At 64.5% G+C, this 13,098-nt stretch carries 13 protein-coding genes and 1 tRNA gene; 10 read left to right on the top strand and 4 right to left on the bottom strand.

Annotated features, from left to right (window positions below):
- Nucleotides 1–34: 34 nt before the first annotated feature.
- The gene (locus D7X96_RS04780) at nt 35–391 is read right to left on the bottom strand and encodes a response regulator (protein ID WP_120546639.1); all 357 of its coding nucleotides are present in this window, start codon (nt 389–391) and stop codon (nt 35–37) included.
- A gap of 100 nt (nt 392–491) precedes the next feature.
- On the opposite strand from D7X96_RS04780, the gene D7X96_RS04775 reads away from it, so the two are divergent.
- Together D7X96_RS04775 and D7X96_RS04770 are read left to right on the top strand one after the other, a co-directional pair.
- Nucleotides 492–1,553 carry a metallopeptidase family protein gene (locus tag D7X96_RS04775; RefSeq protein WP_233609474.1) on the top strand — a complete coding sequence of 354 codons (1,062 nt, stop codon included), beginning with the start codon at nt 492–494 and terminating at the stop codon, nt 1,551–1,553.
- Nucleotides 1,554–1,609: 56 nt separating this feature from the next.
- Complete coding sequence (locus tag D7X96_RS04770; protein WP_244219445.1) at nt 1,610–1,876, top strand: hypothetical protein; 267 nt, start codon at nt 1,610–1,612, stop codon at nt 1,874–1,876.
- A 3-nt stretch (nt 1,877–1,879) separates the two neighbouring features.
- Here D7X96_RS04770 and D7X96_RS04765 read toward each other — a convergent pair whose 3' ends face one another.
- Entirely contained in the window at nt 1,880–4,090 is a 2,211-nt protein-coding gene (locus tag D7X96_RS04765; protein WP_158626551.1) for a DUF3857 domain-containing protein, read from the bottom strand.
- Between the two features lie 357 nt (nt 4,091–4,447).
- Between D7X96_RS04765 and D7X96_RS04760 the strand changes: the two genes are divergently transcribed.
- From D7X96_RS04760 to D7X96_RS04725, 8 genes are all read left to right on the top strand, one after another.
- Nucleotides 4,448–5,413 (top strand): methyltransferase domain-containing protein, encoded by a 966-nt coding sequence (locus D7X96_RS04760; RefSeq protein WP_121769095.1) that lies wholly within the window; start codon nt 4,448–4,450, stop codon nt 5,411–5,413.
- Nucleotides 5,414–5,455: 42 nt separating this feature from the next.
- Nucleotides 5,456–5,554, top strand: a tRNA-Sec gene (locus tag D7X96_RS04755).
- A gap of 110 nt (nt 5,555–5,664) precedes the next feature.
- On the top strand, nt 5,665–6,810 hold the full coding sequence (locus D7X96_RS04750; RefSeq protein ID WP_121769094.1) for a tyrosine-type recombinase/integrase: 1,146 nt from the start codon (nt 5,665–5,667) through the stop codon (nt 6,808–6,810).
- A gap of 133 nt (nt 6,811–6,943) precedes the next feature.
- Nucleotides 6,944–7,729, top strand: coding sequence for a GTPase family protein (locus D7X96_RS04745; RefSeq protein ID WP_158626550.1), 786 nt, complete (start codon nt 6,944–6,946; stop codon nt 7,727–7,729).
- Between the two features lie 12 nt (nt 7,730–7,741).
- Nucleotides 7,742–7,957, top strand: coding sequence for a hypothetical protein (locus tag D7X96_RS04740; RefSeq protein ID WP_121769092.1), 216 nt, complete (start codon nt 7,742–7,744; stop codon nt 7,955–7,957).
- A gap of 198 nt (nt 7,958–8,155) precedes the next feature.
- Nucleotides 8,156–9,094 (top strand): DUF4145 domain-containing protein, encoded by a 939-nt coding sequence (locus tag D7X96_RS04735; protein WP_158626549.1) that lies wholly within the window; start codon nt 8,156–8,158, stop codon nt 9,092–9,094.
- A gap of 222 nt (nt 9,095–9,316) precedes the next feature.
- Complete coding sequence (locus D7X96_RS04730) at nt 9,317–9,547, top strand: hypothetical protein (protein WP_147468228.1); 231 nt, start codon at nt 9,317–9,319, stop codon at nt 9,545–9,547.
- Nucleotides 9,548–9,639: 92 nt separating this feature from the next.
- Nucleotides 9,640–9,972, top strand: coding sequence for a hypothetical protein (locus tag D7X96_RS04725; RefSeq protein ID WP_121769089.1), 333 nt, complete (start codon nt 9,640–9,642; stop codon nt 9,970–9,972).
- Between the two features lie 209 nt (nt 9,973–10,181).
- Here D7X96_RS04725 and D7X96_RS39480 read toward each other — a convergent pair whose 3' ends face one another.
- Entirely contained in the window at nt 10,182–10,880 is a 699-nt protein-coding gene (locus D7X96_RS39480) for a hypothetical protein (RefSeq protein ID WP_147468227.1), read from the bottom strand.
- 99 nt (nt 10,881–10,979) lie between these two features.
- Nucleotides 10,980–12,968 (bottom strand): DUF3854 domain-containing protein, encoded by a 1,989-nt coding sequence (locus D7X96_RS04720; RefSeq protein ID WP_121769088.1) that lies wholly within the window; start codon nt 12,966–12,968, stop codon nt 10,980–10,982.
- Nucleotides 12,969–13,098: the final 130 nt, after the last annotated feature.

Raw genomic sequence — 13,098 nt, 5'->3', positions numbered from 1 at the left:
CCCGGACGGGGGGCCCGGGGCCTCCAGGAAGGCCCTACTCCGCGAAGCGCACGAGGTTGAGCAATTGCCCCATGTCCAGGGGCTTCTGCAGGGTGATGGCGACACCCTTGCGCAGGCCGCGGTCGGAGATGTTGGCGTCCGTGCTGGCGGTCATCATCAGGACGGAGATGTTCTGGAAGCGGGGGTCCGCCTTCAGCATCTCCGTGAAGTGGATGCCGTCCAGGTGGGGCATCAGGTAGTCGGTGATGACCAGCCCCACGGGATGACGCTCCATGATGTCCAGCGCCTGGAGCGCATCCGACGCCGAGAACACGGTGTAGCCATGCATCTCCAGGTAGCGAGAGAGCATGGTGCACAGCTCGTAATCGTCGTCGACGACCAGGATGTTCACGGGGTTCGGGCCAAAACGGGGCGCTGGAAGGTAACAGCGACGCCGGTCGTTGACAACGCGAAGGGCGGCTTCTTAGCTGCCGGCCCGTATGGCGAAGCGCATGGCGAACCAAGGGGAGGCGCGGGACGTGGACGCGCGGCTGGACGGGGTGGCGGACGCCTTCGAGGCGAGGGATTTCGAGGCCGCGCTCGCCAGCGCCGACGCCCTGCTCCGGGACGTCCCGGACTCACCAGAGGCCCTGCACTACCGGGCCGCCGCGCTGGTGGAGGTGGGCCGCCTGGAGGACGCCGGCAAGGCCTACGGCGCCGCCCTGAAGCGAGCCCCGGAAGACCTGGAGATTCTTTTTGGCGCAGCGGAGTTCCTCGTCTGCCGCACCGGTGAGGACCGCGAGGCCGTGGAGGAGGGGCTGGAGTGGTGCGGCCGCGGGCGCAAATTGGCGCAGAAGGCCGACGACGTGGAGCTCGTCTACGAGTTCCTCCTCCTGGAGGGCATGGGGCTCAACCAGCTGGGTGAGTGCGAGTCCGCGCTCAAGAGCCTGGACCAGGCGCTGACGCACATGCCGCGCTCGCCGGACGCGCAGCTGGAGCGGGGCATCGCGCTGTTCGAGCTCTGCCGCTTCCAGCCCGCGCAGGAGGCCTTCGAGCGGGTGCTGAAGGACGCGCCGGACGAGGCCTGGGCGCACCACTACCTGGGGCTCATCGCGGAGCGGCGCAAGGACGCGAAGGAGGCGAAGAAGCGCTTCGCGCGGGCGCAGGCGCTGGCCCCGGAGGAGCTGCCGCCCCCGGTGGCGCTGGAGGAGGCCGCGTTCGACCGCGCGGTGGAGGACGCGATGCGCGCCCTGCCCTCGCAGGTGAAGCAGTACATGGACAACGTGACGCTGGCGGTGGAGGACCTGCCCTCGGACGAGGACCTGCTGGGTCAGCAGCCGCCACTGTCGCCGTGCATCCTGGGAGTGTTCCGGGGCACGCCCGTGGGCGAGCGCAGCGTGATGGACGCGGCGGATCACTTCCCGCCCGCCATCGTGCTGTACCAGAAGAACCTGGAGCGCTTCGCGCGCACCCGCGAGGAGCTGATCGAACAGATCGGCATCACGGTGATGCACGAGGTGGGTCACCTGATGGGTCTGGATGAAGACGACCTGTGGGAGCGGGGACTGGACTAGCGCGCGTCTCCCCTGCCCTGATGCGCGCCATGCGTGCATGGATGAGGCTGGGGCTGATGTCGGTGCTGGGTCTGACGGGCTGCCTGGGTGACGGCGAAGAAGGGCCGCGCACGTGTCCGCAGGTGGTGGTGTTCGCGCGGTCCGACACAGAGACGTGCAAGTCCTTCCCGACGCCGTGTGACGTGCCGGAGGGCTGGGTCGAGTGCTGCGGCGGGCTCTTCGGAGGCTGCGCGGGCAACGTGTCGGGGAACACCTGCGTGGATGATCCGACCGACACGTGCCAGCCCGGAGGCAGCGCGGACTGCCCGGGCATCTGCGAGTAAGTTTCAGGCGGCGCGCGTCGTGCCCTTGTCCTCGAAGTAGGCGCGGCGGGCTCGGGCGCAGGCGGGGCACTGCCACTGCACCAGGGTGAGGTGGCGCTCGCCCAGGATGACGGCCTCGTGGCGGAGCGCCTCCCATTCGCACTCGCTGCTGGTCCCACAGGCGCAGCGCAGGCGGCTGATCGTGGCCAGCAGCTCATGCGCGCTGGCGACGGGGATGGCGGCTCCAGCGCTGTCGCCCTGGGAGTCGCCGTCGAACTTGCGCGCGAAGGCGCGGCGGCGGCCCCAGGCGCGGCCCTTGCGCCAGAGCTCCGCGGGGGTGCCCTGCGAGATGATGAACCAGAGGAAGGCGCAGCCGGCGATGACACCCAGGAGGGCCAGGCCCCCTTTCGTGGAGGGCGGCGCGGACCGCTGGAGCCGGGCGCTGCCTCCGCGGAGCCGGAGGCCATAGCCGCCCTGCTCCTCCGCGTCGTGCACCGCCTTCAGGTGCTCCGCGATGCGCTCCGGCGGCACGGAATCCGCGACGCTGCGGTAGCGGTAGTCCAGCACCAGGGTCTTCCCGTCGGCGCGGGTGTCGGACTCGAAGTGGAAGGCGGGACCTTCGACGAGCTCATGGTCGGAGGTGATGTTCAGGGGCTCGTCCGACTGGAACGTGATGCGGTGGCGGGCGAAGACGGGGTGCTCCACCTCCAGCGGGAAGGCGCGGCGGGAGAAGCCGGGCTCGGAGAGGTACTGGTGGAGGGAGTGGGCGCTGAAGTCGCGCTCGCCCTTGGAGGACCAGAAGCCCTCGATGCGGTAGTGCTCGCGCAGGACGAGCACGTTCTTCACCGGATCGTCGTCCACCGTCATGGGCTTCACGACGGCCAGCTTCGCGTCCGTCTTGGCGTAGTAGTTGACGTAGTAGCGGGACAGCTCCGCCACGGACACGCCCGCGAGCATGCGGCGCATGGAGTTGGCGGACTCGCCCGTGCGGGTGGTGACGACCTCGAGCGTCGCCGGCGCGTCACGGTCCTGCGCGACGTAGGTCTCGTCCACGAAGACGGAGGGCTCCGCCAGGGCCGGCGAGGGAATGACGGTGAGCGCCTTCGTGTCCGGGGCGACGATGAGGGCCCGGGCGTAGGGAGGCGGCTCGTAGCTGTCGAGCCCGCCTCGCTCCAGCGTCGCGGTGGGATCCACCCACAGCTCGCGACCAGCCACGGTGGCGTGGACGATGGCATGGTCGAACGCGATGGCGGTGGGGAGCCATTCATCCAGGGCCTGGCGGGTCTCCGTGTCCACGAGCACCGGCTGCGCTTCGATGCCCAGCCCCTTGAGCAGCGTCACCAGCAGCAGGGACTTGTCCTTGCAGTCGCCGAAGCGGCGCTCCAGCACCTCGTCGGGCGGATGCGGCTGGTGGGAGTTGGGGCCCATCTCGATGCCCAGGTAGCGGACCTCGTCCTGGACGAAGCGCAGCGCGGCGAAGAAGCGCGCCTCGGGCGTGGGCTCCTTCGCGAGCCGGGCCATCTCCTGCTCCAGCGCCTTCGAGTTCGCGGGGACCTGGAAGAGCGTCGAGGCCCAGCGCGCGACCTCGTTCCAGTCCTTGTATTCGCTGAGCTGGACCCAGGGGTAGACGTGCTGCCAGCTGGGGACCTTGTCCTCGGAGCGGACGGCGGGCACGTCGCGGCGCTCCAGGACGACTTCGCGCTCGCCGTTCGTCACCGACTCCGAGTGCTTCACGCCCGGCTCGGCGAACTCCCGGATGAAGAGCGGGCGGCCTTCCGGCCACAGCAGCCGGTAGGCGAAGTGGACCACGGGGTACGGCTGGCCCACGGCGACGACGTCGGAGAAGCGCCCGCCGAAGACGGGGTTGGCGCCTTCGAGCGAGTACGCGACCTCCACGGTGTCGCCGACGCGCACGTCGCGCAGGAAGGGCACCACGGAGAGGGTGCCGTTGTAGAGGCGGTTCTGGAGTTCGCTCTCCTGCTGGATGACGCGGGCGCCGGCGGGCTGGAAGACGTCCTCGCGGCGACCGTCGCGGATGCGCCAGATGCCGTGGACGGTGAGCGTCTCGTAGGACGGATCGAAGTGGATCTGGATGTCCGTGACGCGGTCGATGCCCTGCGGAGACAGGACCTTCCGGGCCGAGTGCCGGTACTGCACGCGCGAATGGCCAGACACGCGCACCTGTTCCTCGTTCAGCAGGCGCAGGACGCTGGTCTCCTCTTCCCCCGCGGGCATGGGGCCGGGGTCCGCGGGAATGGGGAGCGGCTTCACCCATGCGGCGGGAGGCCCGACGTGGAAGGGCAAGGCGGACGGCGCTGCGCGCGCGGACCCGGCGCCCAACGACACACACAGCAGGATGAACGCCGGAAGGAGACCCGGTGTCAGGAGGGCGGGACGGAAGGTTCGGCGCATGGTGGAAAAGAGCGCTCATCATGGAGCCCGGATGACGCGCCGGGCAAGACGCCCCCCGGGACAGCAGCCGGGCATCCCCTCTCCTTTCACCAGTGAAAACCGACAGGCGGGCCAGGCCCGGAATCGCCGTGACAAAGGCTAGGGTCGAGGTCCCCGGTAGGAAGGCCAAGGAGGCAAGGGATGCTGAACGTGAGGCAGGTGGCGACGCGGCTGAAGAGTGCGTTCCTGGCGGACCCGGAGCGCTTCTACACGAAGGAGACGGGAGCCTGGGTGGCGGGGATGCCCACGCCGCAGGACATCCAGGTGACGACGGGCCGGGAGCCCTTCTGGATCAACCTGGGCTACTGGAAGCACGTGGAGCGCGTGGACGACACCAACGTCGAGCGCGTGGGAGAGCTCTTCCGGTCCGCGCAGGCGGAAATGGCGCGCCTGCTCGCGAGGACGGCGAATCTGGGACCCGGGGACGCGGTGTTGGACTGCGGCTTCGGGTACGCGGATCAGGACCTGCTGTGGGCGGAGGAGTTCAAGCCCGCGAGCATCCTCGGGGTGAACATCACGCCGAACCAGGTCCGGGTGGGCCGGGAGCGGGTGAAGCTGACGGGGCTGGAGCAAGTGGTGCGGCTGGAGGTGGGGAGCGCGACGGCGCTGCCGGGGGCGGGAGCGTTCGACGTGGTGTTCGCGCTGGAGTCCGCGATGCACTTCCGGACGCGGCAGGACTTCCTGCGCGAGGCGTTCCGGGTGTTGAAGCCGGGAGGCCGGCTGGTGATGGCGGACATGGCGCAGAAGACGGACCGCGAATCGGGCGCGGGGCTGCGGGCCAAGCTGCGCTACCGGTACTGGAGGGGGCTGATTGCGTTTCCGGAGGAGAACGTCTGGTCCACGGAGCGCTACCGGGAGGAGCTGCGGCGGGCGGGGTTCCAGGACGTGAAGGTGGAGTCGATTGCCGACGACGTGTACCCGGCGGTGAACACGGCACTGGTGGCGCTGCGGGGAATGACTCAGCTGGAGCGAAGTCCGGGGAGCACGTCCCTGCACCAGGTGCGAGCGGACGTGCACAAGGCGATGCGGATGACACCGGAGCAGTTGCAGTGGCCCGCGCTGTTCAACTGCGACGAGTACGCCGTGGTCTTCGCGCGCAAGCCGTGACGGTGGTTGACGGAGCGGCGCGGAGCAGCGGTAATCAGAAGCGGTAGGGCCTCCGGACCTGGTGGCCGGCCCGGTCTTCAAAACCGGTGAGGGGCTGCGAGAGCAGTCCCTGGCGAGTTCGATTCCCGTGCCCTACCGCCATGTTTTCCTTGGGGTTTTCTGACGCGGCCCTGATCGGGTTGCGAGGCGCCCTGCCCTCCCTTACTTCTCGTACCCAAGTTCTACCCAAATGAGGGGGTACGGGGCCGCGTATGCCGAAGTGGAGTGGGAAGTGGATCGGGGGCCGCACGTACACGGCCACCGACGGAAGCACGCGCTGGATCATCCGCAAGACCGTCGCCGGGGTCGCGCACAACGTCACGCTGGACGTGCGGAGCGAGGCCGAGGCACTGGCCGAGCTGGCGGCCTTCCGCCGCAACCCGGCCGCGTACCGGACCGCGAGCCAGGAGCGCCAGGACGAGGCCCAGCAGGCCCAGGAGGACGCCGCGCAGGCGGTGTTCCTGGACGAGGATCGTGCCCGGCGGTTCCTCCAGCACCTGAAGGCCAGCGGCAGGTCCGACGAGTACCTGAAGAGCACACGCAGCTACTTGGCCGCGTGGGCAACGGCGCTCGCGGACAAGGACCTGCGCGCGGTGACCGGACCGGCGTTGAAGAAGACCCTGGCCACCTGGGACACCGGCAAGAAGTGGCGAATCATCGTCTTCAAGTCCTTCACCTCGTTCCTCCAGGACGCGGGCGAGCTGGACCCGATGGTGAATCCCGGGCGCTTCCTGAAGGTCCCCCCTGCCCGCCGGAACCACGAACTCAAGGGCTACAGCATCGAGCACGTCCAGAAGCTCTACGCAGCCCTCGGCTCGCAGGCGCTCCGCGACGTGCTGTGCCTCCAGGCCAAGACCGGGATGCACGGCACCGAGGTGGACCGGCTCGCGAGCGGTGACGGCAAGATCACGGTGCTGAAGGACCAGGGCGAGATCGCCGCCACTGTCACGTTCAAGCACAAGACCGGGAAGCGGTTCACCTTGTCGCTCGATGCGCAGGGGCTCGCCGCCGCCCAGCGTCTCCAAGCCCGGGGCTCAGCGCCGGATCGGCAGACCATCCGCGAGGCCGTGGAGCGCGTGTGCGCGCGCACGGGCCTGGAGTTCGTCCACTTCGGCGCGATCCGGCACAGCTTCGCAACGTGGCTGGTCGAGCGAGGCAGCCTCTACAACCCGCAGGGCGGCGGCCTCTCCCTGGAAGCCGTCGCCCAGGCGCTCAACCATAGCAGTACGCGGACCACGGCCCTCCACTACGTCAGCGCCACGGTGCCGCCAATGTACGTCGTCCCCATCTGCCTGGAGCATCCAGCGGATCCAGTGACGCTGCGCATCGTACAGGCCCAGGCGCTTCAGTCCGAATGAGACACCACATGGTCCTTTGGTTGCCTTGACAGTGTTCTGACCACTCTTACGTTGGCGTGCCAGCGAGCATGCCGCCCGGTGGCTTTGACTTTGGACCTACTGGCTCCTCGGGAGCCCCGGAGGAGCTATGCGTTTGATTCAGAGATTCCTCGATTTGCTGTCCGGCGAGGAAGTGCCTCTGCCGCTGCGAGCGCTGGGCATCACACGCGACCAGATGCGGTTCTTGAGGGTCGAGGCCGAGAAGGCGGCGGCAATGCCGCCACGCGTAGCGCTAATCGGCGAGACGGGGGTGGGCAAGTCCACGACCATCAATGCCCTCTTCAATGCAGGGCGCCCGGTGAGCCACACCGAAGCCTGCACCCAGGAGGCGCACGAGTATCGCTACACCGGCTCCAAAGGAGAAATCGTTGTCGTGGACATGCCCGGCATCGGTGAGGACACGGAGGCGGACAAGGTGCACCTCGACACGTACCGGCGCGTCCTCCCCACCGTGGACGTTGTGCTGTGGGTGTTCAAGGCCGACAACCGCGCCATCGCCAACATTCAGCGCGTGTTGAAGGTGCTGGTGGATGAGAGCGTCTTGAACCCGAAGCACTTGGTCATCGGACTCAATCAGGTGGACCTGCTTCAGCCTGGAGAGTGGAACTCGCTCATCAACTTGCCCTCGGCGCAGCAGGAAGAGTCCATTCATGCGCGCACCCGAGATATCGAGGCGAAGCTGGGACGCGCGTGCCCCCTACCGGCCGGACGGGTGGTGCCCTACTCGGCGACGAAGGCATACGAAACGGACCGCCTCTTCCATGCGATGCTTGATGCCTGTGACCGTAAGCGTCAGTGGGCATTGTTTGAGCGCGCAGACTGCGCCGACTTCACCACCCTCGTGGACCCTAATCTGCTGAAGCTGGCGGCCGGGAACTAGGAGCGCACGATCATGTCCTTTTCCGATGACGAGAACATCAAGCGCTTGCGCCAAGGGCTCGATCAACGCAGCCAGTGGCAGATCAAGAACGAAGAGATAGCGGCGAACTCCATCACCGACTTCCTGATGGATCTCATTCGACCATTCGTGAAGGAAGTCGCCCAAGCTGCGGTCTCAGCCTTTAGCGGCTTCATCGATTGGCTCCGAGGGCTCTTCGCCAAGAAGTAGCGCGGCACCCACCAGAAATCCACAGGCCTTGGGTGGCGGAGTGCTGGGGGAGCTGAAGCAATTCTCTCCCCGAGTTGCTTTCACCCAAAACGACCGCTCACGATTCTCGATCGGCAGGTGGCGTCCGGGGCCGAAAACTCGGCCCCAGCGACAGACCAGATGCCCAGGAATCACGACCTCCCATACCTGGAAACAGACATGAATAATGCATTTAGCTTTAAAGTGTGGCACCCATTGCCCATCTACTGGTCGACCTGCCCAACATGTACGGCAGGCATCGAAAAATCTGCAATCAAAACCATCGACCTTCGGACGCCGGAGCGAAATACAGCATTTCGCCGAGGAGATTTCAATCCCACCGATGACGGTGGAGACTACACCGCAACCTACACGTGCCCCAAATGCAGTAATTATCTGGCAGCGGCAGGAGAGTGGAGTGGCGACATTGACTGGATTGAAACCGACGATGGCGAAATGCGCCAAGTCTGGATAACCATCTATCGCCCTCGATGGCTGTCAATTTGTCCTGGAATAATCGAAACACCAAACACAACGCCTAAAGCAATCACCGAGGCAGCCCAAAGCGCAGCAAGACTGTTCTGGACAGACCACAACGCATGTGGCGCCGCATTGCGACAGATCGTGGAACTCTTTCTCGACGAACAAGGCATCCCAAGAACAGAAACAACAACCAAGAAGAAAGAGGAGAGACATTTATCCTTTGAGGCGCGTATCGAGAAGTTCGTGACCGCCATCGAGGTGGAGTCTCGCGATGCCGCCGACGAATACGAGAAACTTTTGCGCGCCACCAAGTTCAAAGGCAACGATGCAGTGCACGGGGTGGAGCGTCTCAAGCCAGAGGATCTCAGAACCATCTCCCAGCTACTGTCGCGCGTCCTTCAAATGCGATACACAAACAGCACTCAACTTCTCAAGGAAGCCGCAAGAATCATCGCAGGGCGTCACTCTCGTCGGATGCAGAAGAGACTCGCATCGGCGGCTTCGGCACCTACTCCTTTATCGAAAAATTTGGTCAGCACAGATGCGCCGAGCCTCCATACTGCCGAAATGGAGGCACCAGCGGGAGCCAAGCAAAGCATTAACCCTAGCGCTATTGATTCCAGTTCAAATAGCTAGCCATCATTACCAAGCCAGAGGTCGCAACTCCCAGGCATCTGGTCTGCCGCTGGGGCCGAGTTTTCGGCCCCGGACGCCACCTACCGATCAAGAATCGTGAGCAGTCGTTTAGAGGCCCATGGTTATTTTTGTCTACTCTCAGCACGTGGAAGACTGAAAGGTTCTACAATGGAAGTATTCAAAAGGCGGCCGTTTAAGGTTGGCGAGCGTGAGTTCGTCACCATGGCGGCATTCGACAAGAATGTCAGAGCCGCGCATGTCTGGGTAGAGACCACGGCCGGGGATCCTGTCGTCGCCACGTTCTCGGACGGCTCCAAAGCGACCTACGACTACAGGGTCACGCTGGAAATGCAGCAAGACATTACTGCACTCACTGGCATCAATGCCATTGAACAGCTCATGAAAACAGCGGAAGCAACCGTTCGAGAAAACGTCGAACAGGGTTGGTCCTGATCTTTGCCCAAGCCTTTACGTCTCGGTGAGGCAGCCATCCTTCGGATATCACACTGCTCCAATTCCTCCAGATCAAGCTGGGAGGCACAGTCATGTCGCAAGATCAGACCATTGGGGCGAGTTTCACCTTCGTCGTCTATAGCAAACGCTGGGGCCACAACGACACTTATCATATCAGGCGCACTACCGATGGCTGGGAGATCCTTCATATATCCATCGGCGGCCCCTGCAATAAGAGAGGGGAACCGTACCTGTTCGACAACTTCAGACAGGACTCCATTCGCTATCCCATCGAAGTAGGGCAGCGCATGGAAGCGCTCTGGGAGAGGGCTCGCAACCAGGACCTCAGCCATGACGAAGTGCAGGCAGGACTGAATGAGATCGCACAATCAGTTGTCGCGACGGAGAAGAAAAGGAAGTCGTAGGCTCCCGCGATTGGCGGAGCCGTCGCGCGTCTGAAGCATCCCCTCATTTGCGATTTTCTCTTAGAGCTTGCTTGCTCGGCTGCCCATACGTTCGCCGAGGGGAATCTTCAGATGAGGGGACAACTCAGATCGCGCGTGCCTCAGAGCATGACCAAGAATTAATCACCTGCCCGGGGCGACTTAGTGCCCGTGTCCCTATCTGAAGTTCGCTAAAAGCGGAGCTGACGAATGGCGAGGCCCGGATCGTGTCCCACTCCTTCCGCGTTCTTCTCGCAAGTTCGCGACCGTGCCTGAGCGTGGACCAAGTTGGGCTGCTGGTCGGGCCTGCGCGCCCGTGTGTTGCCCTTCCGTAGAAAGCCCTCCGAGAGCAGAGCCTCAATGCTCGCCACGGTGATCATCGCAGACCGCCCGACCTTTGGTGCTCGATCCAAACGGCCATGCGCCAGTAGATTGAAGACCTGTGACCGCTTGCAGCCGAGCATCTCCGCTGCTCGATCCAGCGGCATGGCCAGGGCGTTCAGCGTGGCCGATTGCGCACGAAGCGCACGAACCTCGCGCTTGATCTCGGCTAGGTCCTGGAGGATGGCGCATTCCAGGGGCGCGGACTCATGGTCTTTAACAGGCACGGCAGGTCGAAAGACTGGAATGGGGATAGGAATGATATCTGAGGGTGGTTCCGGTTGAGCAAGCAAGGAGCCTGTACGGATGTAGCTGAAGTTCTCAGTCATGGACTCGATCTCGAATGGTTCCCACCAGAGCCAGAGGATGGTGTCGAAGGTGTTGATTGGGCCGAGGGCCCAGTAACTACAGTGGCGGAGCACGGCGCTCGTGACGGCCGGTGACGCCCCGGTTCGGTCGGGCCAGAAGAAGGGGGCAGTTCCTTTTCTCTTCTGCTTCTTCTGACTCAACCAAAGGGTCGTCACGGGTGTCACCGACGCGCTACCCGAGCGAGATCGGAGTGACAGCCTCAATGGCTGCGGTTGTCACTCCGGCCGTCACGGTCGTCATCAGCGAACCGGTCCCCGCAGCACCTGTGGAAACGCCTCCGGAGGGAGTGGTAGCTCATTCCTCCCCTCGGCCAGGTTCTCGTAATACCGCTCGGAGTTGGTACGCCGGTAGTTGATGCCATGGGTGCGCTCCATCCATTGCTTGAAGTCGCTGAGCTCGTTGTCGCTCAGGTGCTCGGCGCGCGCTCGCTTCGAGACGATGCTGGCCGTGAGCTTCGCGCCCTGGGCGACGACGAAGTTCTCGTCGAAGAAGTCCTGGAACTTCTGCTCGAATGAGGCTGCACGCTCCTCCTGGAGCGTGCGCGTGGTGTCCGTCAGCGGCAGGTCACCATGATGCGAGCACAGGCTTTGGTAGACGTTCCTGCACATCCACAGGAAGCCCGGCAGTTCGCCCATGAGCCGGGATCGCCACGTCGGGTCGTCCTTGCGCCTGCTCTCGGCGATCTCGATATAGAGCATCCGGGAGCGGTCCGAGTTCTGGCTGCTGATCTCCGGCTTCGGGTTGCTGGCCACGAACAGCTTGGTCTTGAGCGGGTACGAGAAAGGCGTCCGGCCCTTGTACTCGACCAGGACGTGATCGCCGCTCGTGAGGTTCCGGACGATCTCCATCATGCCGAATCGGGGGTTCTTGCAGTCGGCGTAGACCGCGAGGCGCTTGCCGTAGAAGGCGCTGTAGACGAACTGGTTGCCCTTCAAGTGGCTGTTCGTGATGCCCGTGGCAGCCGGACCGAACACCGCCATTAACACGCCGAGCACCACCGACTTCCCATCCTGCCCCTCACCCCGGAGCCAGAGATACTGGCGCCCCATGTTCTTCGGCTCGAAGCAGGACCAAACATAGGCCATGAACGTCTCGCGGTCGCTCAGCCGGTCCAGGAACTCACTCCATGCCGGGTAGGCGGCCTGAGTGGGCTGCCAGTCGAAGCGTTTGAAGCAAAGCCGGTCGTCCCCCTCGAAGCAGAACGGCTCCGGCTCGACCGCGAGGCGCGTGCATTCCTTCTTCCAGAGCAGGATCGTGTCGCCGAGAAGCTTGTCCGGAGGGATCTGACCGAAGAGAGCCTTCAAGTGGTCATGAAGAACCTGTCGCAGAGGCGCGTCGCCGTGGAGCAGGTTCACCTCCCGGCGGGCGTTCACCGAAAAGATGCGTTCGGTGCCATCTGCAGCCCGCAGGAGAGCGAACCGCTTGTTCAGCACCGGGACGCAGTGCTCCACGAGCTTCGCGGTCCCGAAGTTCGTGTACGCAGCCTCGGCGGTGAGCACTTCGGCAGGCGGGGCGAGCTTCGCGATCTCGTCCTCGTCGATACCTCCAAGCCTCTTCTTTGCCTCCCTCTGCCACCGTTTGAAGTCATGCCTCTTGAGCAAGAGCCGCGCGAGCTTCGCAACCCGACCGAGTTCGAGCTTCTGCTGCTTCCGGTCCATGTCGTCCCAACGCTCCTCCAGCCAGTCCAGGGCCTCGGCCACGTTGAACGGTCGAACCGAGTCCTGAAGAAGCTCCAAACGGCACTCCCGGTCCGGAGAAGACACGGCGAGGTAATCGTCGATCCCCAGCTTCTCTTCATTCTTCTCGTACGGCAGGTACGCGACTTCGACGGTGGCACTCTCTCCGACAAGGAGCACACCGAGTTGGTGGAGGCCCGCGAGGACGTTCCCGTTGGTGTCCACGTCGGAGTCGAAGCAGATGATGAAGGTCTTGTCCGCGACTGCGAGCCGCTTCAGTCCCTGCGCAAGCACGCGCTCGTCCCTGCCCTCACACTTCGCGTTCCAGCGCACGTTGCCATCACCACCGCTCTGAGCCCCTTGGATGGCAACTGCCGCGAGCCCCGCCTGACACAGCGCCAGTGCCTTGAACTCGCTCTCGCAGATCCAAATGCTCGTGGCCGAGCGCAGAAGAGGGTCGTCCAACCCGAACGGGTAGTACACGAGCGAGCCCTTGCCGCATGGGCATAGATACTTCGGGCCTTCGATGAACTGCGGCGGCGGGTCGCGCATGTACGGAACCTGTCAACGTGAGTGAGACAGCGAGTTCGTGAGATTACTGCGCAACCTCCAGTGAGTTGGCCAACCGGGCGGGGTTGTTGATCCAGACGGCACTCGGCAGCGTCTGCGGCTTGGGTGGGCC

Origin of the sequence: Corallococcus interemptor (assembly GCF_003668875.1) — a bacterium.
Lineage (GTDB): Bacteria > Myxococcota > Myxococcia > Myxococcales > Myxococcaceae > Corallococcus > Corallococcus interemptor.
This window is presented reverse-complemented; position numbering and strand designations above follow the sequence as displayed.

Bases quoted from the DNA above. Each gene is read 5' to 3' on its own strand.
- D7X96_RS04775 (WP_233609474.1), top strand. From the start codon at position 492: ATGGCGAACCAAGGGGAGGCGCGGGACGTGGACGCGCGGCTGGACGGG.
- D7X96_RS04770 (WP_244219445.1), top strand. From the start codon at position 1,610: ATGTCGGTGCTGGGTCTGACGGGCTGCCTGGGTGACGGCGAAGAAGGG.
- D7X96_RS04765 (WP_158626551.1), bottom strand. From the start codon at position 4,090: ATGCCCGCGGGGGAAGAGGAGACCAGCGTCCTGCGCCTGCTGAACGAG.
- D7X96_RS04760 (WP_121769095.1), top strand. From the start codon at position 4,448: ATGCTGAACGTGAGGCAGGTGGCGACGCGGCTGAAGAGTGCGTTCCTG.
- D7X96_RS04750 (WP_121769094.1), top strand. From the start codon at position 5,665: ATGCCGAAGTGGAGTGGGAAGTGGATCGGGGGCCGCACGTACACGGCC.
- D7X96_RS04740 (WP_121769092.1), top strand. From the start codon at position 7,742: ATGTCCTTTTCCGATGACGAGAACATCAAGCGCTTGCGCCAAGGGCTC.
- D7X96_RS04735 (WP_158626549.1), top strand. From the start codon at position 8,156: ATGAATAATGCATTTAGCTTTAAAGTGTGGCACCCATTGCCCATCTAC.
- D7X96_RS04730 (WP_147468228.1), top strand. From the start codon at position 9,317: ATGGCGGCATTCGACAAGAATGTCAGAGCCGCGCATGTCTGGGTAGAG.
- D7X96_RS04725 (WP_121769089.1), top strand. From the start codon at position 9,640: ATGTCGCAAGATCAGACCATTGGGGCGAGTTTCACCTTCGTCGTCTAT.
- D7X96_RS04720 (WP_121769088.1), bottom strand. From the start codon at position 12,968: ATGCGCGACCCGCCGCCGCAGTTCATCGAAGGCCCGAAGTATCTATGC.